This is a genomic window from Lentzea sp. NPDC092896 (assembly GCF_044754905.1).
Lineage (GTDB): Bacteria > Actinomycetota > Actinomycetes > Mycobacteriales > Pseudonocardiaceae > Lentzea.
This window is the reverse complement of sequence record NZ_JBIVPX010000004.1, coordinates 112,959-136,555: the sequence shown is the minus strand read 5'-3', so window position 1 is coordinate 136,555 and position 23,597 is coordinate 112,959. Positions and strand designations below refer to the sequence as shown.

24 protein-coding genes are annotated in these 23,597 nt (G+C 69.2%); 5 read left to right on the top strand and 19 right to left on the bottom strand.

Annotation, left to right across the window (positions count from 1 at the left end):
* Positions 1-17 precede the first annotated feature (17 nt).
* Positions 18-659 (bottom strand): hypothetical protein, encoded by a 642-nt coding sequence (locus tag ACIQF0_RS21525; RefSeq protein ID WP_401031763.1) that lies wholly within the window; start codon positions 657-659, stop codon positions 18-20.
* A 44-nt stretch (positions 660-703) separates the two neighbouring features.
* Positions 704-1,810, bottom strand: a complete 1,107-nt coding sequence (gene rlmN, locus ACIQF0_RS21520) for a 23S rRNA (adenine(2503)-C(2))-methyltransferase RlmN (protein ID WP_401031760.1) — start codon at positions 1,808-1,810, stop codon at positions 704-706.
* Positions 1,811-1,887: 77 nt separating this feature from the next.
* Here rlmN and ACIQF0_RS21515 point away from each other — a divergent pair, with 77 nt between their 5' ends.
* On the top strand, positions 1,888-2,391 hold the full coding sequence (locus ACIQF0_RS21515; RefSeq protein ID WP_401031757.1) for a PadR family transcriptional regulator: 504 nt from the start codon (positions 1,888-1,890) through the stop codon (positions 2,389-2,391).
* Between the two features lies 1 nt (position 2,392).
* Here ACIQF0_RS21515 and ACIQF0_RS21510 read toward each other — a convergent pair whose 3' ends face one another.
* Together ACIQF0_RS21510 and ACIQF0_RS21505 are read right to left on the bottom strand one after the other, a co-directional pair.
* Entirely contained in the window at positions 2,393-3,370 is a 978-nt protein-coding gene (locus ACIQF0_RS21510) for an aldo/keto reductase (protein WP_401031754.1), read from the bottom strand.
* Positions 3,371-3,391: 21 nt separating this feature from the next.
* On the bottom strand, positions 3,392-4,135 hold the full coding sequence (locus ACIQF0_RS21505; RefSeq protein ID WP_401031751.1) for a class I SAM-dependent methyltransferase: 744 nt from the start codon (positions 4,133-4,135) through the stop codon (positions 3,392-3,394).
* A 95-nt stretch (positions 4,136-4,230) separates the two neighbouring features.
* Here ACIQF0_RS21505 and ACIQF0_RS21500 point away from each other — a divergent pair, with 95 nt between their 5' ends.
* Positions 4,231-5,049, top strand: a complete 819-nt coding sequence (locus tag ACIQF0_RS21500; protein ID WP_360047338.1) for a VOC family protein — start codon at positions 4,231-4,233, stop codon at positions 5,047-5,049.
* 8 nt (positions 5,050-5,057) lie between these two features.
* Here ACIQF0_RS21500 and ACIQF0_RS21495 read toward each other — a convergent pair whose 3' ends face one another.
* The 5 genes from ACIQF0_RS21495 to rpsB all read right to left on the bottom strand — a co-directional run bounded on the left by ACIQF0_RS21495 (position 5,058) and on the right by rpsB (position 9,166).
* Entirely contained in the window at positions 5,058-5,912 is an 855-nt protein-coding gene (locus tag ACIQF0_RS21495; protein ID WP_360047339.1) for a phosphatidate cytidylyltransferase, read from the bottom strand.
* A gap of 68 nt (positions 5,913-5,980) precedes the next feature.
* Entirely contained in the window at positions 5,981-6,538 is a 558-nt protein-coding gene (gene frr / locus ACIQF0_RS21490) for a ribosome recycling factor (RefSeq protein ID WP_090066386.1), read from the bottom strand.
* A 61-nt stretch (positions 6,539-6,599) separates the two neighbouring features.
* Positions 6,600-7,310, bottom strand: coding sequence for a UMP kinase (gene pyrH, locus ACIQF0_RS21485; RefSeq protein ID WP_396426237.1), 711 nt, complete (start codon positions 7,308-7,310; stop codon positions 6,600-6,602).
* 126 nt (positions 7,311-7,436) lie between these two features.
* The gene (gene tsf, locus ACIQF0_RS21480) at positions 7,437-8,252 is read right to left on the bottom strand and encodes a translation elongation factor Ts (protein ID WP_093593403.1); all 816 of its coding nucleotides are present in this window, start codon (positions 8,250-8,252) and stop codon (positions 7,437-7,439) included.
* 71 nt (positions 8,253-8,323) lie between these two features.
* Positions 8,324-9,166 carry a 30S ribosomal protein S2 gene (gene rpsB, locus ACIQF0_RS21475; RefSeq protein WP_360047340.1) on the bottom strand — a complete coding sequence of 281 codons (843 nt, stop codon included), beginning with the start codon at positions 9,164-9,166 and terminating at the stop codon, positions 8,324-8,326.
* 373 nt (positions 9,167-9,539) lie between these two features.
* Here rpsB and ACIQF0_RS21470 point away from each other — a divergent pair, with 373 nt between their 5' ends.
* Positions 9,540-10,013 carry a M23 family metallopeptidase gene (locus ACIQF0_RS21470; protein ID WP_401031745.1) on the top strand — a complete coding sequence of 158 codons (474 nt, stop codon included), beginning with the start codon at positions 9,540-9,542 and terminating at the stop codon, positions 10,011-10,013.
* 1,652 nt (positions 10,014-11,665) lie between these two features.
* On the opposite strand, the gene ACIQF0_RS21465 is transcribed toward ACIQF0_RS21470, so the two are convergent.
* Both ACIQF0_RS21465 and ACIQF0_RS21460 read right to left on the bottom strand, forming a co-directional pair.
* Complete coding sequence (locus ACIQF0_RS21465; protein WP_396426188.1) at positions 11,666-12,661, bottom strand: FliA/WhiG family RNA polymerase sigma factor; 996 nt, start codon at positions 12,659-12,661, stop codon at positions 11,666-11,668.
* On the bottom strand, positions 12,636-13,613 hold the full coding sequence (locus ACIQF0_RS21460; protein ID WP_360047342.1) for a tyrosine recombinase XerC: 978 nt from the start codon (positions 13,611-13,613) through the stop codon (positions 12,636-12,638). The genes ACIQF0_RS21465 and ACIQF0_RS21460 overlap by 26 nt, the downstream gene beginning before the upstream one ends.
* A 157-nt stretch (positions 13,614-13,770) precedes the next feature.
* On the opposite strand from ACIQF0_RS21460, the gene ACIQF0_RS21455 reads away from it, so the two are divergent.
* Both ACIQF0_RS21455 and ACIQF0_RS21450 read left to right on the top strand, forming a co-directional pair.
* A complete protein-coding gene (locus ACIQF0_RS21455; RefSeq protein WP_401031740.1) occupies positions 13,771-14,301 on the top strand; it encodes a hypothetical protein in 531 nt (176 codons plus the stop codon).
* A 44-nt stretch (positions 14,302-14,345) separates the two neighbouring features.
* The gene (locus tag ACIQF0_RS21450; protein ID WP_401031737.1) at positions 14,346-15,830 is read left to right on the top strand and encodes a M48 family metalloprotease; all 1,485 of its coding nucleotides are present in this window, start codon (positions 14,346-14,348) and stop codon (positions 15,828-15,830) included.
* A 24-nt stretch (positions 15,831-15,854) separates the two neighbouring features.
* Here the strand turns inward: ACIQF0_RS21450 and dprA are convergent, their stop codons facing one another.
* The 8 genes from dprA to rplS all read right to left on the bottom strand — a co-directional run bounded on the left by dprA (position 15,855) and on the right by rplS (position 23,543).
* Positions 15,855-17,693, bottom strand: a complete 1,839-nt coding sequence (gene dprA, locus ACIQF0_RS21445) for a DNA-processing protein DprA (RefSeq protein WP_401031735.1) — start codon at positions 17,691-17,693, stop codon at positions 15,855-15,857.
* Between the two features lie 545 nt (positions 17,694-18,238).
* Entirely contained in the window at positions 18,239-19,759 is a 1,521-nt protein-coding gene (locus tag ACIQF0_RS21440; protein WP_401031732.1) for a YifB family Mg chelatase-like AAA ATPase, read from the bottom strand.
* A gap of 1 nt (position 19,760) precedes the next feature.
* Entirely contained in the window at positions 19,761-20,132 is a 372-nt protein-coding gene (locus ACIQF0_RS21435) for a YraN family protein (RefSeq protein ID WP_360047365.1), read from the bottom strand.
* 328 nt (positions 20,133-20,460) lie between these two features.
* The gene (locus ACIQF0_RS21430; RefSeq protein ID WP_030468024.1) at positions 20,461-20,784 is read right to left on the bottom strand and encodes a DUF2469 domain-containing protein; all 324 of its coding nucleotides are present in this window, start codon (positions 20,782-20,784) and stop codon (positions 20,461-20,463) included.
* Complete coding sequence (locus ACIQF0_RS21425; RefSeq protein WP_360047366.1) at positions 20,784-21,575, bottom strand: ribonuclease HII; 792 nt, start codon at positions 21,573-21,575, stop codon at positions 20,784-20,786. The genes ACIQF0_RS21430 and ACIQF0_RS21425 overlap by 1 nt, the downstream gene beginning before the upstream one ends.
* Positions 21,572-22,435 (bottom strand): signal peptidase I, encoded by an 864-nt coding sequence (gene lepB / locus ACIQF0_RS21420; protein ID WP_360047367.1) that lies wholly within the window; start codon positions 22,433-22,435, stop codon positions 21,572-21,574. Before lepB (ACIQF0_RS21420) ends, ACIQF0_RS21425 begins: the two co-directional genes overlap by 4 nt.
* A gap of 4 nt (positions 22,436-22,439) precedes the next feature.
* The gene (gene lepB / locus ACIQF0_RS21415; protein ID WP_401031727.1) at positions 22,440-23,180 is read right to left on the bottom strand and encodes a signal peptidase I; all 741 of its coding nucleotides are present in this window, start codon (positions 23,178-23,180) and stop codon (positions 22,440-22,442) included.
* A 3-nt stretch (positions 23,181-23,183) separates the two neighbouring features.
* Positions 23,184-23,543, bottom strand: coding sequence for a 50S ribosomal protein L19 (gene rplS, locus ACIQF0_RS21410; RefSeq protein WP_360047368.1), 360 nt, complete (start codon positions 23,541-23,543; stop codon positions 23,184-23,186).
* Positions 23,544-23,597 lie beyond the last annotated feature (54 nt).

Sequence of the window (23,597 nt, the reverse complement as noted above, 5' to 3'; positions counted from 1 at the left end):
CACGGTTTCAAGTCCCCTCAGACGTGCACGCGATGATCGTCGCAGTACATCACGTGCAGCCACTCCCAGTGCCGCCGATCCTCGGTGATCTCGGCGCAGCAGTGCCCTCCGGGGTTCTCGTGCATGTACCGGGGACCGTCCTCGACCAGCTCCCGCAGGCGGTGTCCCCCGAGGTGGAAGGCAGGCGCGCTCCCCACGACGAACACGGTCTCGGCCACGACCTCACCACGCAACAGGTCCCGGTTCTCCCGGTCGTACCGCCGGTCGTAGTCGGGCTCCCGCCCGAACCCTTGGCAGACAACGGTGTGCGGCCGCCCACCCCGAAGCCTGGCCCGCACGTCCTTCCACTCCGACAGCCGAAACCCCAGGCTGTGGTGCAACAGCACCAGATCCAGGAACGGCCCGTCGCTGCGCGCACACTCGGTACTGGTCTGCTTCAACGGCAGGTAGACCAACGTGCGCGGCGACCGCATCGCAAACGCCCAAGCCATGGCGATGGTGCGGGCCGCATCCTTGTCCACACACGACTCAACGCCCGCGTACCCCTCGTACAGCGGCGCATGCTTCAACGGCCGGGCCGGCCGCACCACCCGGTACTCGTCCCGCCCCAGCCTCACCGTGCTGACGAGCGTGCGCCAGCGTTCCCCCTCGAGTTTCATCGCGGGAAACGCTAGAACTCACCACCGGGCCGTGGCGACCGATTTCAGCCTTCGGCGGCGAGCTGGCCGCAGGCGGCCGCGATCTCCTGCCCACGCGTGTCCCGCACGGTGCACTCGACACCCTGCTCACGCACGCGCCGCACGAACTCCCGCTCCACCGGCTTCGGCGACGCGTCCCACTTGCTGCCCGGCGTCGGGTTCAGCGGGATCAGGTTCACGTGCACGAGCTGCCCCAGGTACTTGCGCAGCTTCTTGCCGAGAAGATCCGCCCGCCAGCCCTGGTCGTTGATGTCGCGGATCAGCGCGTACTCGATGGACACGCGGCGTCCGGTCTTGTCCGCGTAGGCACGCGCCGCTTCGAGCACCTCGGCGACGTTCCACTTGGTGTTGACCGGTACCAGCGTGTCACGCAGCTCGTCGTCCGGCGTGTGCAGCGACACGGCGAGGCGGACCTGGAGGTTCTCCTCGGTCAGCTTCTTGATCGCGGGCACGAGGCCGACCGTCGACACCGTCACGTGGCGCTGCGAGATGCCCAGGCCGTCCGGCGCCGGGTCGCAGATGCGGTGGACGGCCTCGAGGATGCGCTTGTAGTTCGCGAGCGGCTCGCCCATGCCCATGAACACGATGTTCGACAGCCGGCCGGGGCCGCCGGGCAGGTCGCCGTCACGCATGGCGGCGGCGCCGAGACGCACCTGGTCCACGATCTCCGCGGTCGACAGGTTGCGCTGCAGGCCGCCCTGGCCGGTGGCGCAGAACGGGCACGCCATGCCGCAGCCGGCCTGCGACGAGATGCACAGCGTCGCGCGGTCCGGGTAGCGCATCAGCACGGACTCGATGAGCGTGCCGTCGTGCGCGCGCAGCAGGGTCTTCGACGTCGCGCCCTCGTCTGCCGTGACCTTGCGCACGACCGTGAACAACGGCGGCATCAGGTCGGCGACGAGCTTGTCGCGCGTGGTGGCCGGGATGTCGGTCATCTCGGCGGGGTCGACGGTCAGGCGGCTGAAGTAGTGGTTCGACAGCTGCTTCGCCCGGAACGGCTTCTCCCCCAGGGCCGCAACGGCTTCCGCGCGTTGGGCGGGCGAGAGGTCGACCAGGTGGCGCGGCGGCAGGCCGCGCTTGGGCGCGTCGAAGACAAGGGGAAGCGAGGTCATAGCACATCTAGTGTCCCACGAACTTCACCAACACAAGACCGTTGCATCGCGATAGATTCCGATATATCGTTAGCGACATGATGATGAAACCACACCACAGAGAGCACCACCACAGGCATCGCCGCGGTCCCTTCGGGGGCGGCGGCAGGGGCGGCCGCCAGAGGCGCGGCAACGTCCGGGCGGCGGTTCTGTCCTTGCTGGCAGAACGGCCGATGCACGGCTACGAGATCATTCAGGAGATCGCCAAGCGCACCGGCGGCGTGTGGAGCCCGAGCCCCGGCTCGGTCTACCCGACGCTGCAGATGCTCGCCGACGAAGGCCTCGTCTCCGCACTGGAAGAAGGAGGCAAGAAGCTGTTCACGCTGACCGAGCACGGCAGGGCGGAGCACACGGCCCCGCCCTGGAACGACATCGACATCCAGCTCGACCCGGTCGACGGCGAACTGCGCACAGCGGTCCGGCTGCTCGGCGCCGCGATGGAGCAGATCTCCCACGCGGGCACGCCCGAGCAGAAGACCCGCGCCGCCGAGCACTACAACGAGCTGCGCCGCAAGCTGTACGCGATCCTCGCCGAGGAGTGACCTACCACCGGTCGTGCACGTGCGGCCGGATCAGCTCGTCGTACACCGCCGCGACGGCCTTGCCGTCCACCGGTCGCAACCCGGCGGCCTGCGAGTTCGCCCGAGCCTGCTCCACGTTGCGAGCACCGGGAATCACCACCGTGACGCCGGACTGGTCCACGATCCACCTGAGCGCGAACTGCGCCATCGTGACACCTTCAGGCACCAGCGGCCGCAGGCGTTCCACCGCCTCCAGGCCCACCTCGTAGGGAACCCCGGAGAAGGTCTCGCCGACGTCGAAGGCCTCGCCGTTGCGGTTGTAGTTGCGGTGATCATCCGCACCGAAAGTCGTCGCCCTGTCGTACTTCCCGGTCAGCAACCCGGACGCGAGCGGCACCCGCGCGATGATCGCGACCCCCGCCTGCGCGGCCTGGGGCAGCACCTCCTCGAGAGGCTTGAGCCGGAACGCGTTCAGGATGATCTGCACGCTGGCCACGTGCGGACGCCTGATCGCCTCCAGCGCCTCCTCGACCTTCTCCACCGACACGCCATAGGCGGCAATCCGTTGCTGCTCAACCATCTCGTCCAAGGTGTCGTACACCTCGTCACGGCTGTACACCGCGGTGGGCGGGCAGTGCAGCTGCACGAGATCCAACGTGTCGACGCCCAGATTGCGGCGGCTCCGGTCGTTCCACGCGAGGAAGTTCTCCCGGCTGTACCCCTCCGCGACCTGCGCCGGCAGCCGCCGCCCCATCTTCGTGGCGACGAAGATCCCGTCGTCCTTGCGCTCCTTGAGGAACCGCCCGACGAGCGTCTCACTACGACCGTCGCCGTACACGTCGGCGGTGTCGAAGAAGTCGACCCCCGTGTCGGCCGCGGCGTGCAGCAACGCGAGCGCGTCGCTCTCGTCCACCTCGCCCCAGTCCGCGCCGAGCTGCCAGCAGCCCAGTCCCACGACGCCGACCTGGCGGTTCAACCTGCCTGCGTTTCGCTTCTCCACGAACCGAAGCCTAGTCGCGGATCACACGATCAGCCCTTTCGGCTTGCGCCGGACGTGCACGCGGTAGCCGACCGGAAAACTCAGTCCGTTCACGGAGGCGATCGCCCGTTCGGCGACCTTCGCGGAGAACTCGATGCGCAGCACGGCCTCCAGGTCCTCCCGCTTCTCGAACCGCCACTCCGCCGTGACGCGTCGCAGCGAGAACCCGTTGTCCGCGAAGAACTTCTCGACCACGGCCGGGTCGTAGCGCGGCTCGTCGGCGCGCAGCCAGGGGCCGTACGGATCGGCCGAGCCGTCCAGGTCCACGATCGCGAGCACGCCGCCCGGCCGCAGCACGCGGTCCGTTTCGCGCAGTCCCGGTTCGCAGCCCGCTCCGAAGAAGTAGGCGGTGCGGGCGTGCACGACGTCGGCGGAGGCGTCGTCGAGCGGAAGTCGTTGCGCGGGACCGGAAACGACACGCGCATTGGCCAAGCCGGCCGTCCGCTGCCTGGCCCGGACGACCAGAGGCGGGTGCGGTTCCACGCCCGTGACGGACTTCGCGGCGCGAGCGATCAGCGGCAAATGGAATCCGTCGCCGCAGCCGACGTCCACCACGTCCCGGCCGCCAAACGGACATTCTTCGCTTAACGCCGCCCAAATCGCGCCGTGGACGTCCTGCGCGCGGTTTTCGACCTCGTAGACGTCAGGCCAGTGCCAGATGTTCGGACTGGGCACGACTTCCGCCGGACGCACCGCGTTCAGCGCCGCTCGCACGAATCCCCTCACGAAGACACTGTAGGGCCTCCATTTGCCGATGACCGTTCGAATTCGTCCAGCTACGGCGTAGCGTTGTGGCACTTCTTTCCCTGCAGGAGGCGGCAGTGTCGATCGCGCCCAACACGCCCCAGCTCGCGCCGTTGCTGTCCGGAAGTCCGTGCTGGGTCGAAAGATCCGTCGACGACCTCAAGGCCGCGATCGAGTTCTACACCGGCCTGTTCGGCTGGCACTACGCCGACGACGACGGCTACACCGTGGCGATGGTGGACGGCATCCCCGTCGCCGGACTGCCGCAGGGTGAACCGGACGCGTGGCGGTTGTACCTGGTCACGCCCCATGCGCGCGCGACCGCGGAGAAGGCTTTCCACCTCGGCGGATCGGTGCTGCGCAACCCGGAGGACGCCGCCGACCACACGCAGAGCACGGTGATCGAGGACCCGACCGGCGCCGTCGTCGGGTTCCGGCACGTGCCACCGGACTGGCGGTTCGGCACTGGCGGCCACGGCGCCTACGCGTGGGCCGAGCTGAACACCCGTGACGGCGCGGCGGCCGACGAGTTCTTCGGCGAGCTGTGCCACTACGACATCACGCAGATCGGCGACGGGCACCGGCTGGACTACGCGTCGTGGTCCGTCGAGGGCACCGAGGTGATCGGCCGGCAGAAGATGGGGCGCGAGTTCCCCTACGGAGAGCGCTCCCACTGGATGGTCTACTTCAACGCCGCGCCCGAGATCGGCACCGACTCGGTGGCCTACCGGGTGCTGGAACTGGGCGGCCGGGTGACCGTCGAGCCCTACGACACCCCGTTCGGACGCATCACCGTGGTCGAGGACCACGCGGGAATGGCCTTCTCCGTGATCGACCAGTCCCGCGTCATCGAAGCCGAGCCGCGCAGCGAGGTGGACGACCCGTTCGACGACTGAACGCCTGACTACTGCACGAAGAGGTGCAGCAGCAGCCAGGAGGCGACGGCGGACGGGAGGAGCGAGTCCATCCGGTCCATCAGGCCGCCGTGGCCGGGCAGCAGCGTGCCCATGTCCTTGATGCCGAGGTCGCGCTTGATCAGCGACTCGACCAGGTCGCCCGCGGTGGCCGTGACGACGAGCACGGCACCGAACAGCGCGCCCTGCCACCACTGGCCGTCGAGCAGCGTCGTCACCGTGATCGCGCCGCCGACCGCACCGGCGGTCAGCGAGCCCGCGAAGCCCTCCCAGGACTTCTTCGGGCTGATCGTCGGTGCCATCGGGTGCTTGCCGAGGAAGACACCGGCCGCGTAGCCGCCGACGTCCGAGAGCACGACTCCGATGATGAACGCGAACGCGCGGCCCGCACCGTCCTCGGGAACGACGAGCATGGCCGCGAACGCCGCGAACAACGGGATGTACGCGACGGTGAACACCGACGCGCTCAGGTCGCGCAGGTAGCCGTCCGAGCCGCCGCGGAACCGCCAGATCATGCACACCAGCACGGTGACCACGAACGCGGTCATCATGCCGGAGCGCTCCAGCGGCCACGACAGCCAGATGATCGCCTGGCCGCCGATCAACGCGGGCCACAGGGCGACGTTGATGCCGGCCTTCTTGAAGGCGTTCGTGATCTCCCACGTCGACACCGCCGCGGCAGCCGCGACGATGCCGATGAAGGTCTCCTTGACGGTCAGCAACGACACCAGGATCAGGGCGCCGAGGCCGACCCCGACCAGGATCGCCGCGCGCAGGTCACGACCCGCGCGCGACGGCTTGGACGTGGGGACGTCCGCGGGACCGCCTGCCACCTGTGCTCCCATCGAGACCTCCGCCCGGCCTGGGCAATCACGCCTGCGGCGACTCGGCCGGGCGAACCATCAGTGGAACATCAGACTTCGAGAAGTTCGGCTTCCTTGTGCTTCACGAGCTCTTCGACCTGCGCGACGTAGCGGTGGGTCAGAGCCTCGAGCTCCTTCTCGCCACGGGCTCCGTCGTCCTCGCCGACCTCGCCGTCCTTGACGAGCTTGTCGATCTCTTCCTTCGCCTTGCGACGGACGCCGCGCAGGGAGACCTTCGCGTCCTCGCCCTTCGACTTCGCGACCTTCACCATGTCCCGGCGGCGCTCCTCGGAGAGCTGCGGGATGACGATGCGGATGATCGCGCCGTCGTTGCTCGGGTTGACGCCCAGGTCGGAGTCCCGGATCGCCTTCTCGATGGCGTTGAGCTGGCCCGCGTCGTACGGCTTGACGACCGCCATGCGAGCCTCGGGAACGGTGATGCTCGCCATCTGGTTCAGCGGCGTCATCGAGCCGTAGTAGTCAATGTGGATTCGGTTGAACATCGAGGGAGTCGCACGACCGGTTCGGACGGAGGAGAGGTTCTCCTTCGCCACCGAAACCGCCTTTTCCATCTTCTCCTCGGCGTCGAGGAGGGTCTCGTCGATCACGACTGCTCCTTGCTCTGCGTGTTCGTGCCCAATTCCCGGTCCTGGAGAGATCCCACCAGGTCTAGAAGGCCGGGCGGCCACCGGGGGTGCTGACCAGAGTGCCGATCTTCTCACCACGCACCGCGCGCGCGATGTTCCCCTCGGTGAGGAGGTTGAAGACGAGGATCGGCATGTTGTTGTCCATGCAGAGGCTGAACGCCGTCGCGTCGGCGACGTTGAGGCCGCGCTCCAGGACCTCGCGGTGGGTGATGTTGTCGAACATCAACGCGTCCGGGTCGATCTTGGGGTCGGCCGTGTAGACGCCGTCGACGGCCTTGGCCATCAGGACGATCTCGCAGCCGATCTCCAGCGCGCGCTGAGCGGCCGTGGTGTCCGTGGAGAAGTACGGCAGACCGGCGCCGCCACCGAAGATCACGACGCGTTCCTTCTCGAGGTGACGCATCGCGCGGCGGGGGATGTACGACTCGGCGACCTGCGTCATCTGGATGGAGGTCTGCACGCGGGTGTCGATGCCGTGCTCGCGCTCGAGGAAGTCCTGCAGCGCCAGGCAGTTCATGACCGTGCCGAGCATGCCCATGTAGTCGGCGCGCGAACGGTCCATCCCGCGCTGCTGGAGCTCGGACCCGCGGAAGAAGTTGCCACCACCGATCACGACGGCGACCTGCACGCCGGACTTGTGGACGGCCGCGATCTGCTTGGCCACTGTCTGGACGACATCGGGATCAACACCGACGCCACCGCCGCCGAACATCTCGCCACCGAGCTTGAGCATCACCCGGTTGTAGCCGTGGCTGCCTTCTTCGCTCACAGGTCCTCTCCTCGCGCTTTTGGCCTGGAAACTTCTGTGGACACGCCAAGGGCGGGGTCGCTGGTGCCTGCAACCCCGCCCTCATGCGAATCAGCTCTGGCCGACCTCGAACCGAGCGAAACGGGTAACCGTCACGCCGGCCTCGTCCAGAAGAGCCTTGACCGTCTTCTTGCTGTCCGTCACGGAAGCCTGCTCGGTGAGCACGACGTCCTTGAAGAAGCCGTTCACGCGACCCTCGACGATCTTGGGGAGCGCGCCCTCGGGCTTGCCCTCCTCGCGAGCGGTCTCCTCGGCGATGCGACGCTCGTTGGCGACGAGCTCCTCGGGGACCTCGTCACGCGTGACGTACTTCGGGCGCATCGCGGCGATCTGCATCGCGGCACCCTTGGCGACCTCGGCGTTGTCACCGGTGTACTCGACGAGCACGCCGACGGCGGGCGGCAGGTCGGCAGCACGCTTGTGCAGGTAGACCGAGACGGTGCCGTCGTAGTCGACGGCCTTGGCCAGCTCGAGCTTCTCGCCGATCTTGGCGGAGAACTCCTGGACCAGCGCGTCCACGGTCTTTCCGTCGACCTCGACGGCCTTGAGGGCCTCGACGTCGGCGACCTTGTTCGCCTTGGCGAGCGCGACGATGTCGTCGGCCAGGGCGATGAAGTCGGCGTTCTTGGCGACGAAGTCGGTCTCGCAGCGGAGCTCGACCATCGCGCCGTCCTTGACGGCGACGAGGCCGTTGGACGTGGTGCGCTCGGCGCGCTTGCCGACGTCCTTGGCGCCCTTGATGCGCAGGATCTCGACGGCCTTGTCGAAGTCGCCGTCAGCCTCGTCCAGCGCCTTCTTGCAGTCCATCATGCCGGCGGCGGTCAGCTCGCGGAGCTTCTTGACGTCCGCGGTGGTGTAGTTCGCCATCGTTTTCCTTCTGCGATGTACGCGCTTAGGTCACGAGGTGCCCGCTTGTCGCGGGCACCTCGTGGGGGAAATCAGGACTGGACGGGCTGCTCGGCCGCGGCCGGAGCCGGGGCCTCAGTCGCGACGGCGGCGTTGGTGGTGAGGAGCTCCTGCTCCCACTCCGCCAGCGGCTCGTCGGCGGCGACCTCGGGCTTGTCCTGGCCCTCCGCGGCGTCGCGGCGAGCACCGGAGCGCTGCATGAGACCGGCGGCGGCGGCCTCGGCCACGACCTTGGTCAGCAGTGCGGCGGAACGGATCGCGTCGTCGTTGCCCGGAATCGGGAACTCGACCTCGTCCGGGTCGCAGTTGGTGTCGAGGATCGCGACGATCGGGATGTTCAGCTTGCGAGCCTCACCGACCGCGATGTGCTCCTTCTTGGTGTCCACGATCCACACGGCGCTGGGCACCTTGGACATGTCGCGGATACCGCCGAGCGTGCGCTCCAGCTTGTCCTTCTCGCGGTTCATCATCAGGATTTCCTTCTTGGTGAAACCCTGGAAACCGCCGGTCTGCTCCATCGACTCGAGCTCCTTGAGGCGCTGAAGCCTCTTGTGGACCGTCGAGAAGTTGGTGAGCATGCCGCCCAGCCAGCGCTGGTTCACGTAGGGCATGCCGACGCGGAGCGCCTCGTTGGCGATGGCCTCCTGCGCCTGCTTCTTCGTGCCGATGAACAGGATCGACCCGCCGTGCGCGACCGTTTCCTTCACGAACTCGTAAGCCCGGTCGATGTAGGTCAGCGTCTGCTGCAGGTCGATGATGTAGATGCCGTTGCGCTCAGTGAGGATGTAGCGCTTCATCTTCGGGTTCCAGCGCCGGGTCTGGTGCCCGAAGTGCACGCCGCTGTCAAGCAGCTGCTTCATGGTTACGACGGCCATGGCCGGTTCGCACCTCATCTGTCGGGACGCGCGAGGTCTCGCCTTTGCGCGTCAGTTCGGTTTTCGCTTCCGGCCGGGTTCGGCCTTCAGCCCTGGTGCCGAAGCCGCCGTTCGTACCCACGGAACATCTCTGCTCCGTCGGGACCGTCGAACGTCGTGACTCGACCCAGCTGGGATCAGCCGGTCGGATCTGCGTTGGCACGCGAAGTCGTCCCGCGCACAGACGGGACGCGCCCAAAAGTCTACTCCCCACCCCCGACAAACCTCGAATCGCCCCCATCTCGCAGGGGGTAGTTGTCCACAACCGGCGAGTAATCCACAGATCCCCAATACCCGCTGGTCCCCGCCACGCCCTCCCACCACCGTTGACCCCATGCCCCTCCTCCCCACCGCACTGCTCGTCTCGACGCTCCTGGCCCCCGCCCCGGTCCGGTTCGCCTGGCCGCTGCCACCGCCCCACTCGGTGGTGCGCGCGTTCGAGGCGCCGGCCTCGCCGTTCGGCCCCGGTCACCGAGGCGTGGACCTTTCCGCGCCCGCAGGCACAGCGGTCCTGGCCGCGGACGACGCCACCGTGGTGTTCGCGGGCGCGGTGGCAGCCAGAACCCTGGTGTCCCTAGAACACCGCAACGGCCTGCGCACCACCTACGAACCGATCGCCCCCACCGTCACGCCGGGCCGCCCGGTGCGCCGGGGCGAGGTGATCGGCCACCTGCAGCCGGGCCACTGCCCGTCCCCCTGCCTGCACTGGGGCGCCCGCCGAGCCAACGCGTACCTGGACCCGCTCCGCCTGCTCAGCACGGGCCGCGTCCGCCTGCTCCCCCTGACCACGCCGTCCCGAGGCGGCTAGCCACCTCCGTCGCGCGGCACTGTCCCCCGCGCGACGCTCCGATCGGGCGCCTGCCGCCGTTCCCACGGCGGCAGAGCAGCGGCGCACCCCGACGCGCCGCCGCCAGCGCCCGCCAGGTGGCCGGGAGACGGCCGTGCGCTCACCCCACCCGTCTCCCGGCCACCTGTTCCCCCGCAGCGCAGTTCCCGCGCCGCCCGCCGCCCGCCCGCGGTCCGACCGTCCGCGAGCGGCTCGCCCGTCGCCACCACGACTCGCCAGCCCCACGACCGCTCCCGTTCGCCAGCCCCACGGCGCCCGCGGTCGTGCACTGCCCAGCTCCCGACTCAGGCGTTCGCCCGTAGCTCGGCTCCCGCGACGCCTGGACACGCCACCGCAGCCCCCCAGCCCCACGACTGCTCCCGTTCGGCAGCCCACGGCGCCCGCAGTCGTGCACTACCGGACTCCCAGCTCAGGCGTTCGCCCGTCGCTCGATTCCCGCGGCGCCTAGACACGCGACCGCAGTCCGACTGACGTCGAGCTGCTCGCCGGCCGCAGGACCGCCGCTGTTCCCGTTCAGCATTCGTGCAGCGCTCGGCGCCCGCCGTCGTGCACTGCCCCGGTTCAGGCGTTCGCCCGTGCTCGAGTTCCAGCGGCGCCTGGACACGCGACCGCAGTCCGCTGTCGTCAAGCCGCTCACCTGTCGCCACCGCAGCTAGCCAGCCCTACGACCGCCGCTGTTCCCGTTCCACATCCGCTCGGCGCACCGGTCGTTCGCTGCCCGACTCCCGGTCACCCCCGCCTGCCTCCCCGGCCCACCTGTTCACCCGTTGCCGGTTCCCGCGACGCCTGACCGCCCGCGGCGCGACCGCGGTCCGACCGTCCGCAAGCAGCCCGCTTGTCGACACCGCGGCTCGCCAGCCCCACGACCGCCGCCAGTTCCGTTCGGCATTCGTGCAGCGCTCGGCGCACGCGGTCGTGCTCTGTCCCGGTCCAGGCGCTCGCCCGCTGCCCGGTTCCCGCAGCACCTGGACGCGCGACCGCGGTCCGGCTGGCTTCGGGTTTCCCGCCTGTCGCCGCAGCGGCTCCCCAGTCACACGACCGCTCCCGGCCCCACGGCACCCGCGGCCGTGCACTGCCCAGCTCCCGGTTCAGGCGTTCGCCCGCAGCGCGGTCCCCAGGCGCCTGGATGCCCACCGCGCGACCACGGTCCGACTATCTTCGATCTGCTCGCCAGCCCCACGACCGTCTGTTCCCGTGCGGCATCCACTCGGTGCACCTGGTCGTTCGCTGCCCGACTCCCGGTTCAGGCGTTCGCCTGCTGCCCGGTTCCCGCTGCGCCTGGACACCTACCAGGCGACCGCGGTCCTGCCGTTCGCGAGCTGCTCGCGTTTTGGCACAGCGGTTCGCCCGGAGCACGACGAGCGCCGCTCCCGTTCGGCGCTCAGCGCGCCTGGGCGTTCGGTGCCCGACTGCGGGGTCCGGCGTTCGTCTCGATGCCCGAGTGGGCACAGGGCGTGCTTGGAGCAGGGCCAAGGGCCACCCGTTCGAGTGAATTAGCCCTGGCAACGGACGGAAAGGGGTTCAAGCCGCCTTGAGGAGGCCCCGTACGACTTCTCGGTACGGGTGTCCGGCAGCCCGGCGCTCGCCAGGCTGCTGGATGAGGCGAGGTGCGGTCAGGCCTCGGACTGCTCGTTGAGCTTGGTGCGCAGGCGCAGGACGGCGCGGGTGTGCAGCTGGCAGACCCTGGACTCGGTCACGCCGAGGACCTTGCCGATCTCGGCGAGGGTCAGGTTCTCGAAGTAGTAGAGGGTCACGACCACGCGGTCGCGTTCTGCCAGCTGGGCGATCGCGTCGGCCAGCTGACGGCGGCTGTCCTGGTCGACGAGGCTCGCCACCGGGTCTTCCGCGGCGTCGTCGGGGAGCGATTCGGCCAGGGAGGAGCCGCCCTTGTTCGGGGCGATCAGCTCGTCCAGGGCGACGACGCTGGTGAGCTGGAGCTGGCCGTAGAGCTCGCGCAGTTCGGCCAGGCCGATCTTGAGCTCTGCGGCGAGCTCGCGGTCGGTGGGCGTGCGCTGCAGCTTGGCGCCGAGGCGTTCGAGAGCTCGTTCCACGTCCCGGGCGCGGCTGCGGACCGAGCGCGGAACCCAGTCCTGGGAGCGCAGGTCGTCGAGGATCGCGCCGCGAATGCGCTGCATGGCGTAGGTCTCGAACTTGAGGCCGCGTTCCGGTTCGAACTTCTCGATCGCGTCGACCAGGCCGAAGATGCCGGACTGGATCAGGTCGGCCACGTCCACGTGCGCGGGCAGGCCCGTACCGACGCGGCCGGCGACGTACTTGACCAGCGGCGCGTAGTGCAGCACCAGGCGGTCGCGCTGGCTCTGCTCGCGGGACTCGCCGTAGCTGCGCCACAGCGCGACGATGCCGGCCTCGACGTCGTCACCGGACCGCACGTCCGCGCGCGTCACCGCAGTCGGAACGGCCGCGGGCGTGCCGTTGACATGCGTGTTGGCACCGGGCTCGGGGGTTGCCTCGGTGCGTGGCGCGCCGTTCTGACGGTGCCCGTTGCTCGCCTGCTTCGACACTGGTGCGGGCAGGACGGGTTCAGGGGGCACGGTCGCCGTACGCGATCCTCCCCCTGCGGCGTCAGGAACGGGGGTGGGTTCGGTCATGGATCGCCTTCAGCCGTTCGACAGTGACGTGTGTGTAAAGCTGAGTCGTTGCGAGCGTAGCGTGACCAAGCAGTTCTTGGACGGTGCGCAGGTCCGCTCCTCCTTCCAGCAAATGGGTCGCGGCGGAGTGGCGCAACCCGTGCGGCCCGATGTCCGGCGCGTCCGGTACGACGGCGACGACCTCGTGCACAAGAGTGCGAACGGCTCGCTGGTTCAGCCGGCCGCCACGGGCGCCCAGGAACACCGCCGGTGGCGAATCCGGTGCTACCAGGGCGTTTCTGCCCTCGTCCACCCACCGCCGCAGCGCTCGCTCGGCCGGCACGCCGAACGGCGTGCTGCGCTCGCGTCCACCTTTGCCCAGAACTCGAATCACCCTTAGGGAGTAGTCCACGTCGTCGAGATCAAGACCACAGAGTTCGGCCACGCGGATACCTGTGGCGTACAGCAACTCCACCACGGCCTGATCACGCAGCGCAACCGGATCGCCTTGGGACGCGCCAGAGGATACGGCCCTCATCGCGTCCTTGGCCTGGTCCTCGCGCAACACCGACGGCAACGTCCGATGCGGTCGCGGAGCAGCGAGCCGAGGCCCCGGATCCGAGGCCAAATGCCCAGCTCGGTGCGCCCACGCGGTGAACGTGCGCGCGGCAGCAGCGCGGCGCGCAAGTGTCGTACGACTCGCACCCGCTGTGCGTTGCGCGGCAAGCCATGACCGCAAATTGGTCAGGTCGATGCGCTCGACATCTGCATTTTCCGGAATATTCCCCGCCACGTGTCCAAGCAATGCCACGACGTCGCCGATGTAAGCGCGCACCGTGTGCGGCGACAGATCACGCTCCAACATCAGGTGCCGTTCGTACTGCCGCACCACGTCTTCCACGTTCACCGGCAGTTTTTCGCGCAGGCGAACGAGATCGACACGACGTGTCCGACCATGCGGCGGCGGGGACATAGGCCAAGACGCTGCGCCAGTCGGGGCGTTTGGTCAAGTATCGCCACACCCCCGCCCCATTTGAGAGCGCTCTCATGATCGGGAACACGATAACGTTTCAACTCCCTGTGACGAGCAGGGGTTTGGCGGCACGCACAGATCACCTTTCGGAGTAGTGATGGCAGCCAGCACCACCGTCCGAACAGCCGATGAACTCGCTCGCCGAGTCGTACGCAAGATCGCTCCCGAGGAGCTGTCCTCGTTCGACATCGTCGCCGCTCCCTACCTGGAGAGCCCCAAACAGGCCGAACGCCGCCTGCGCCAGGCTCACGACGACCCGCTGGGCTTCGGTCTGGGCGACATCGTGGCGATGGCGACCCCGGTGATCGCCCTCGTGTCCGGGAGCGTGATCACCGCCGTCTCCGACAACGTCGGCAAGGCCGTCAGCGATGGCACCACCAACGCGGTGCGCAAAGCGTGGCGAAAGCTCCGCGGCAAGCCCGCCACGCCCCTCGAACTGCCGGCCACGCCGCTGACCACGGCCCAACTCGCCGAGGTGCGCCAGACAGCGCTTGAGCGCGCTCTCTCGCTCGGCATGGAGCAGCAGAAGGCCGAAGCGCTCGCGGACGCCGTCATCGCCGCACTCGTGCTTCGCGACAACGACCAGGACAGCGACACCAGACGCGAGGCCGGTGACACCTCCGGATGACGGAAGCGAAGCCGCAGGTCAACCCCAGGGCATTACCATCCGAGATGGTCCTGCTGCTTCTCCTCCTCGCCGTGACGGTGCTGCTCAACGTCTTCTTCGTCGCGAACTGGCTGTCCGGCCTCGAACAGGGCGGCGCAGGTGCCTACCTGCAGAAACTGCAGATGCTCCTGACGCCGGGCCTGGCGGCCTACGGCTTCTACACCGCGGTCCGCATCCGCCGCTCCACACCGATCGCCGACACCGGCCTCCGCGAGGCCGGCAAGGCAGTGGCGGAGCTCGTGCGGCAGGTGAACCCGCCGCGCCACGTGGACGTCCGCCTCGGCAAACGCCTGGGCAGCCGCGCCTACGTCACCGGCGCGCCGCGCAAGCCGATCGTCGTGCTGGGACCGGAACTCCTGGCCCTGCACTCGATGCCCGGCGAACGCAAAGCCGTGTTCGACGCCGTGGTCCGCCACGAACTCGCCCACGTGCACGCGGGCGACCTCTGGTGGTACCAGCTGGCCACCGTCCTGCGGTTCTCGAACCTCTCCACCGGCTTCTTCGCCCTGCTGGTGCTGTGGCTGGATGTCCTGCTCGACCGCGGCGACGTCACCTCCTTCCTCGTGAGCACACTGCGCCTGGCCGCACTGACCCTCGTCACCGAACTGATCGCCCGCGCCTTCCTGCGCGCCCGCGAACACGCCGCCGACCTGCACGCGGCCGAGTTCGGCGTGGAAGGCCTCCTGGCCGCCGTGAAGGCGCACGAGACCGACCAGACCCGCTCGGTGGTCCGCTCCTGGCTGCGCCATCACCCAGGCGCCGACGAACGCTCCCAGGCCCTGACGAACCCGCTGCGCCTGCTGGCCTCACCGATGGGCCAGGTGTCGCTGGGTGCCGCCGCGGCGGGCACGGCCTTCGTGACGCTGCAGGACATGCTCCTCAGCGGCGACGCCGAGGACAGGAGCACCCCGATCATCACCGGCGTGGCGATCGGCATCCCGCTGACGCTGTTCGCGGCCTTCTGCCTGTGGCGCGGCGCCTGGCAGGAAGACCGCAACCGCTTGCGTCCTCTGTTCACCGCCGCCGCGCTGCTCGCCGGCCTGGTGATCGGCAGCCACCTGCCGCTCTACACCCGGATCTTCGACCAGGCTCCGATCGGCGTCCCGATCGCACCATCCGTCCTCCTCGCTCTCGCTCTGGGAACCTTCGGCCTCTGCTGGTGGCTCGACGCCCTCGGCACGTCGTGGCGTCGCACCGACCCGAGCGCTTCTCGAATGCCCTCCTTCCTCACCTATGCCGTGCCTTGCGCCTGCGTGGCCGGCGGCTGGCTGTTCGCGGTCTTGTGGACCTGGTCAGCCAGGCTGCGTGGCGTCTACCTCGGTTGTCCGACCGAGGAGGCCAGGAACCTGCCGATCTGCCAGTCCTCGACGCAGCAGTCCGACGTCGCGGTGACGGTCGCGAGGGACTTCGGCATCACGTTCTGGTCGATCCTCACGGCCGTGGTCGTGGCGGTCGCGCTCGTCGTCCCGCGCTACCTCCGCACCCACTGACTCGACCGTCCACAGTGGACAAAATCACCTCATCTCCAGCTTCTGCCAGCCCTCGTCGAGCTGAAGCGCCAGCCCGGCGAGTTCCAGCTCGGGCAACAGCGCCCGCACCCGCTCCAACGGCACTCCGGACTCGACCGACACGACCTCGTCGCTGACCCCGTTCCGCTTCCCGAGGGCCTCGTACACCCGCATCGCCTCCCCGTGCGGCGCGCCGAGGTCGCTCTCCTTCTCGGCGGGTTCGGTGGCCAGGTCGTCGCCGAACCGCCCCACCGACTCCACGATCTCGGCGACCGAACTCACCGGCACCGCCCGCCCGTCCCGCAACAACTCGTGGCAACCAACAGAACTCGCCGACGTCACAGGCCCAGGCACCACCATCAGCGGCCGCCCCAGCGCGAGCGTGATCGCGGCCGTGTTCTTGGCCCCGCTACGCCGCCCGGCCTCCACGACGACGGTGCCGCCACCCAACGCCGCAATGAGCCTGTTGCGAGTGAGAAACCGATGCCGCGCGGGCATCACGCCGGGCGGGTACTCGCTGACGATCAGGCCTTCGCGCGCGACCTTGGCGAGCAGTCCCTGGTGCCCAGCGGGGTAGGCGACGTCCGCCCCGCACGCCAGCACCGCGATCGTCAGCCCGCCAGCAGCAAACGCACCGCGATGGGCAGCACCGTCAATCCCATACGCGGCACCGGAAACAACGGTCATGCCGGCCAACGCCAGCCCGTGGGCGAACTCGCCAGCAACCTGCTCGCCGTACCCACTGGAGGCCCGCGACCCGACCACGGCCACGGCCCTGTCGACCGCGTCAGCGAGGAAATGCGGCCCACGCACCCACAACGCGAGCGGCTCACCTCCGCACCGCCGAGCGTCCACGTTCTCCAGCTCGAGCAACGGCCAACGCGGCCACTCCTCGTCTTCGGGAACGACCAGCCGCCCACCGGCCTTCGCGATGGCGGCAAGGTCCGCGTGAGCCCGCTCCTCCGTCCGCCGCGCAGACGTCTGGCTGGCCACGGACGGCGAAATTTCGCCGGCGCGCACACGTTCCGCGGCCTCGATCGGCCCGACTTCGGCGACCAGCGCCGCAAGCGCCGCCGGGAAGGGCTCCGCGACGCGGGACAGGTAGGCCCTCGCCAGGCGAACGGCGTCGGGGACCGGGTTGGTCGCTGGGACGGTGGCCTGGCCGGCGGTTGGCGTGGCGGCCTGATGGGCAGTCGGGGCTGCCAGCGATGTGACGGGCCGGGTGGTGATGGGAGATGCAGTGGCCGGGGCACCGACCAGCGGCGCGCCGGGTCGCACGACGCGCACGACGGCCGATTCGGTCGCCAGGTTGGCCGCCGGGACGGTGACCGAGTCGACGGCTCCGGTAGTGGCCGGTGTGGCGGCCTGATGGGCGGCCGGCGCAGCCAGCGATGCGGCGGGCCAGGTGGTGATGGGAGATGCGGTGGCCGGGGTGCTGGCCAGCGGCGCGCCGGGTCGCACGACGCGCACGACGGCCGATTCGGTGGCCAGGTTGGCCGCCGGGACGGTGGCCGGGTCTACGGCTCCGATGGTGGCCGGTGTGGCGGCCTGATGGGCGGGAAGAGCAGCCAGCGACGTGGCGGGCCGGGTGGTGATGGGAGATGCGGAGGGTGGGGCACCGACTAGCGGCGCGCTGGGTGGCACGACGCGCTCGGCGGTGCGTGCGGTGGGCGGCGGCGCGGTGAGTGAGGTGGTTGCGGAGCCGCTTGGCGGGGTTTGGGTCGGGGGCGCGCTGGGTGGCACGGCGGTGGGTTCGGTGGCCAGGTTGGCCGTCGGGACGGTGGCCGGGGCGGCGGGCGCATCTGTCGGCGACGTGGTGTGCGGGGTGGTTGGGGTTCTGGTCACCGGAACCACCACCAGGGCAGCCAGCGGTGCCAGGGGGCGGGGTGCCACGGACTTGGCGGGCTGGCACCGGATGTGCGCTTCCGGACTGTGCACTGCGACTGCGGGAAGGCCGGTACGGCGGCCGTGAAGGGGGTTCCGGCTGGGATCGGGAATGAGGTCATGGTCGGGCTCCTTGTCGAGGGTGCCGAGCGTCGCGAGGTGGTAGGTGAGCGGGTCGCCCGCTGGGGAAAGGGCGGGCGGCCCGCTCGGGACCGGACGTGAGCCGAGGCTCGAGGCTCACGTCCGGTGGTTCGGACGCCTGGGTTGGGACAGACGTCCGAACGTCTCGGTGGAGAGGTGCTGGGCGCGGAGTGGGAGTGGGACTCCGCGCCCAGCTGCATTGGGGGCCGCTGCGGGCGAGCGAGGTGGAGGGTGAGCGGGCGCTCTCAGGGGACGAGCGCCCGCTCTGCTGGGGCCGGACGCGGAGTCGGGGCGTTGAAGCTCCGCGTCCGGCGGATTGGGGCGAGCACGAAGCTCCACGGCTGACGGCCTGGGGATGCTGTGGGTCAGGGGGCTCGGCGTTCTCGGAACTGAAGGGCCGCGGCCACGTGGTCCTGGGTTGGGCGGTCGGCTTCGGCCAGGTCGGCGAGGGTCCAGGCGACCCGTAGGCAGCGGTCTGCGCCTCTGCCCGTCAGGGCGCCTACGGCCAGGGCTCGGTCGAGCAGGGCTGTGGTCGGCCTGGGGAGCGCGAACTCCCGGCGCAGGGCCGGGCCTGGGACCAAGGCGTTGGCCTGCCAGGTGTGGCCGTGGGCCGACCAGCGGGTGGCGGCTCGGGATCTGGCTTTGAGCACTCGTTCGCGGACCACCGACGTCGGTTCTGGCGGGGCGGCGTCGGCGTTGGACATGGCTGTGGTGGCCCTCATCCGGACCCTGAGGTCCACGCGGTCGAGCAGTGGGCCGGAGAGGCGGGACTGGTAGCGGCGGCGGACTGTGGCCGTGCAGATGCAGTCGACTTCCTTCGGCGGGGCGCACGGGCAGGGGTTGGTGGCGAGGATCAGCTGGAACCCGGCCGGGTAGCGGGCTATGCCGTCTCGGCGCGGGATGCGGACTTCACCCTCTTCCAGGGCCGTGCGGAGGGTGTCGATGGTCTTCTGGCCGAACTCGCAGGCCTCGTCCAGGAACAGAACGCCCTTGTGGGCTCGGGAGGCCGCGCCTGGCTTGGCCATTCCGCTGCCGCCGCCTATCAGGGCCGCTATCGACGTCGTGTGGTGGACGTTGACGAACGGCGGGCTGGCCACCAGCGGATAGTCGGAGGACAGGACGCCCGCGACCGAGTGGACGGCGGTCACCGCCAGGGAGTCCTGGCGCGACAGCGGTGGGAGGAGGCCGGGGAGGCGTTCGGCCAGCATCGTCTTGCCGGTGCCCGGCGGGCCCGTCAGGAGGAGGTGGTGGGCGCCTGCGGCGGCCACCTCGAGGGCCCAGCGGGCTTCTGGCTGGCCCACCACGTCGGCCAGGTCCGGAACGTCCGGCAGTGGCGGGTCGACGCAGGCGGGTGGCGGTTGCAGCGTCACGTCCTCGCCGCGCAGCCAGGCCAGGACCTCGCGGAGGGTCTGGGCTCCGTGGAGTTCGATCCCGTCCACCAGGGCGGCCTCCGGCAGGGCGTCGACCGGGACGACGGCCGCCTTGAGGCCTGCTCGGCGGGCGGCCAGCAGGGCGGGCAGAACGCCTCGGACCGCGCGGACTCGGCCGTCCAGGGCCAGCTCGCCCAGCAGGACGGTGGTGGCCAGGCGATCGCACGGGACCGAGCCGGCGGCGGCGAGGGTGGCGCAGGCGATGGCGACGTCGTAGCTGCTGCCGCCCTTGGGCAGGTTCGCCGGGGACAGGCCCAGGACGATGCGCTGCTTCGGCCACTCCTCCTCGCTGTTGCGAACGGCGGCCTTCACGCGCTCCTTCGACTCGTGCAAGGACGCGTCGGGAAGCCCGAGGAGGTGGGTGCGGGGCTGGCCCACGCCCACGTCGGCCTCGATCTCGACCGCCAGGCCGTCGACGCCGTAGAGGGCGACGGACCACGCCTGCGCCAAGCCCATCTCAGGCTCCCCGCAGGTGTTGCAGGCGCGCTTCGCCGGAAGGAGGCCAGGTGACCGAGATCAGGTCGACGCGGACGTTGCACCAGCCGACGCCGTGCGCCGCCAGCCACCGCAGGGCTGTCCGGCGCAGGCGCGAGAGCTTGCGCTCGTCCACCGCCTCGTCCGGACGGCCCCAGGCAGGGCCGGACCTGGTCTTGACCTCGCAGACGACCAGCCGGTCGCCCTCCACGGCCACGACGTCGAGCTCGCCGTCGCGGCACGTCCAGTTCCGCGACAGGACCACCAGGCCCTGCCCCTCCAGGTACCTGCACGCCAGGTCCTCGCCCTGACGCCCCTTCTCCTGCTGCCTGGTCTCGGCCGGTGCCTGTGCCACCACTGCCCTCGCCTCCCTGCGGGTCGTTGGGTACGACCTTGCAGGGCGGGGCGGGAGGGGCGACCGGGCTGAGGGGAATCTGTGGACAACTCAGCGCCTGTGGACAAGTCGGCCGTTGTGGATCTTGGAACGGCGGAATTGTCGGTGGGGTGTGCTAAGGCCCGCATCGAAGCTGGGTTCGACGAGAGCCGCGTCTGAGGTAGTTCCTGGTGGTGCGGCCGAGTAGCCCCGCACCACCAGGTGTCGTACGTGCGCTCTTCGGCCGTGCCCCCAGGGGCCGTCTCAGGCCCGGCTGTCACAGACGAGACTCGATGCAGGCCCTGGTGGCCTACGTGGGGAAGGGCCCGCTTTCCGGCAAACGCAGGTCCGGCTTGTCCAGCTCCTCCACGTTCACGTCCTTGAACGTGATGACACGAACGTTCTTGACGAACCTCGCGGGGCGGTACATGTCCCACACCCACGCGTCCGACATGCGCACCTCGAAGTACACCTCGCCATCGGCGTTGCGCACCTGCACGTCCACCGAGTTGGCCAGGTAGAAACGCCGTTCGGTCTCCACGACGAACGAGAACTGGCTGACGATGTCGCGGTACTCCTTGTACAGCGACAGCTCCATCTCGGTCTCGTACTTCTCGAGATCCTCTGCACTCATTACGCCTCCGCGCGGGTCATCTGCTCCGCGCCCTCACTCGTCGCGAGCTCCCCGGCGTCAGCCGGGGTTGCATCATTCTGGACCACAGCCTGCGCGGTCGTGCCGCGCGCCACCCTGTGCGGCGCGGCGAGACCGTGCTTGACGGCCGCTGCTGCCACATTTACATACGACCAGCGATGCTCCGCACACGGCCCGTGCTCCATCAACGCCGCCGTGTGCTCTGGCGTGCAGTACCCCTTGTGCACGTTGAACCCGTACTGCGGATGACGGGTGTGCAGGTCGGCCATGATCCGGTCCCGCGTGACCTTGGCCAGCACCGATGCCGCCGCCACGCACGCCGCCGCCTGGTCGCCCTTGAGCACCGCCACGTTCGGCGCGGGCATCCCCGGCACCTTGAACCCGTCCGTCAGCACGTAGCCGGGGTGTGTCGCCATCTGCGCGACCGCACGCCTCATGCCCTCGATGTTCATGACGTGGATGCCCAGCCAGTCGATGTCGGCGGGCGACACGACCACGATCGAGTGATCCAGCGCACGCTTGAGCACCAGGTCGTACATCCGATCACGTGCCGCCGCCGTCATCAGCTTCGAGTCGTTCAGCCCTTCGAACCGCGAAGCATCACCCGGTCGAAGGACACACGCGGCGATCACCAACGGGCCGGCGCACGGCCCGCGCCCTGCCTCGTCGACGCCGGCGACGGGCCCCAGACCCCGGCGCTCCAGCGTGCTCTGCAAAGCCCAGTTCCCGGACGAGCCCCGCACCACCGCGCGAGGCGGCATCAGCATGGTCATCGGCGGAATCGGTCTCGCACTCGACGTCCGAGCAGCAGAAGCGGCCACGCTGCGACGATACCGAGCCCCAGCGGGACGTTCTGCTGCCATCCCGGCGCTCCCATCGACACGGTCTGCGGATCGTGGTCCGTCACCCCGCCCCACCTGGACGGAGGCAGCACGATCACGCGCGCCTTGCCGATCACGTCGTCCACCGGCACGAGGCCGTTGAGGCCGCCCTGGCCCTGGCAACGCGAGTCGCACGAGTGGTTGCGGTTGTCACCGAGCACGAACAGCATGCCGTCCGGGATCTTGAGCTCCTCGAACGACTCCTGCTCGGACGGCGTGCCCTCGTCGAAGTGCTTGTACGGCTCGTCCAACGGCTTGCCGTCGACCGTCACGCGGTTCTGCTCGTCGCAGCACTTCACGGTCTGCCCGCCGACGGCGATCACGCGCTTGACGAAGTCCTCCTCGTTCGCCGACGGCAGCCCGATCAGCGATCCGAGCCACGACAGCCCCTGCGAGATCGGGTTGGCCGGCTCGTCGGAGATGAAGTCGTTCTGCCACGACGGCGGCCCGCGGAACACGATCACGTCGCCGGGCGACGGATCGGTGAAGCGGTAGGTGACCTTGTCCACGAGCACCCGGTCGCCGTAGCAGTCGGTGCAACCGTGCAGCGTCGCCTCCATCGACTCGGACGGAATCATGTAGACGCGGCCGAGGAAGATCTGGATGCCGATCGCAAGGCCGAACGCGACCAGGATCAGGACAGGCAGTTCCTTCCAGAAGTTGCCCTTTTTCTTCTGCTTCGCGGGCTTGTCCGAAGCGTCCGAACTGGGCTCGTCACCGGGCGGGTTCTGCTCTGGAGCGTCGTCGACCACGAGATCAGCCTAGGGGCTGGGGGTTGTGATCCGACACAACACTCCACCGATCTTTCGGGAAAACGATGTACCGGGCTTTCCCGATGACGTTCTCGACCGGCACGGTGCCCGCTACGCCCCCGCCGCCCTGTTTGCGCGAGTCGGTGGAGTTCATCCGGTTGTCCCCCATGACGAACAACCGTCCATCCGGCACCCGGATCGGCTCGAACGGCTCGTGGTCCGCTGGCGAAGTGCCTTGCTGCCAGTGCACATACGGCTCGTCGAGGGATTTCCCGTCCACAACGACACGGTGCTGCTCGTCGCAACACATCACCGTCTGGCCGGGCAACGCGATCACGCGCTTGACGAAATCGCGCTCGTTCGCGGGCGAGATGCCCAGCAGCGAACCGATGTTCTGCACGAAACCCGCGACGGGATTCGTCGACCGGGCAGCGCGGAAGTCGTTGGAGGTCCAGGCCTCGGGGCCGCGGAACACGACCACCTCGCCCGGTTCGATGTCGCCGAAGCGGTAGGTGATCTTGTCGACCAGCACCCGGTCGTTCTCACAGCCGTTGCAGCCGTGCAGCGTGTTCTCCATGGACGCCGAGGGGATCACGTAGACCCGCGCCACGAACGCCTGAATGAGCACCGTCAGCACGACGGCCGTCATGACGACGTAGAGAACTTCTCTCCAGACAGGAGTACGCCCCCGCTCCGGTTCATCCGGTGCGGAGGCGTCCTCGAAGTCTGCTGGGCTCGAAGCCACCGGTCAGGAGACCGGACGGGCCTCGCGCTTCTCCTTGATCTTGGCAGCCTTGCCGCGCAGGTCGCGCAGGTAGTACAGCTTGGCGCGACGCACGTCACCGCGGGTCGCGACCTCGACCTCGGCGATGTTCGGGGAGTGCACCGGGAAGGTGCGCTCGACGCCGACGCCGAACGAGACCTTGCGGACGGTGAAGGTCTCGCGGATGCCGCCACCCTGGCGACGGATCACGACGCCCTGGAACACCTGGACGCGCTCGCGCGAGCCCTCGATGACGCGGACGTGGACCTTCAGCGTGTCACCCGCGCGGAAGCTCGGGATGTCAGAGCGCAACGACTGGGCGTCAAGTGCGTCCAGGAGGTTCATCGGTGGTTCCTCACGTGTCTTGAACTCCCCAGAGCATGTTCCATGGCTGTGCAC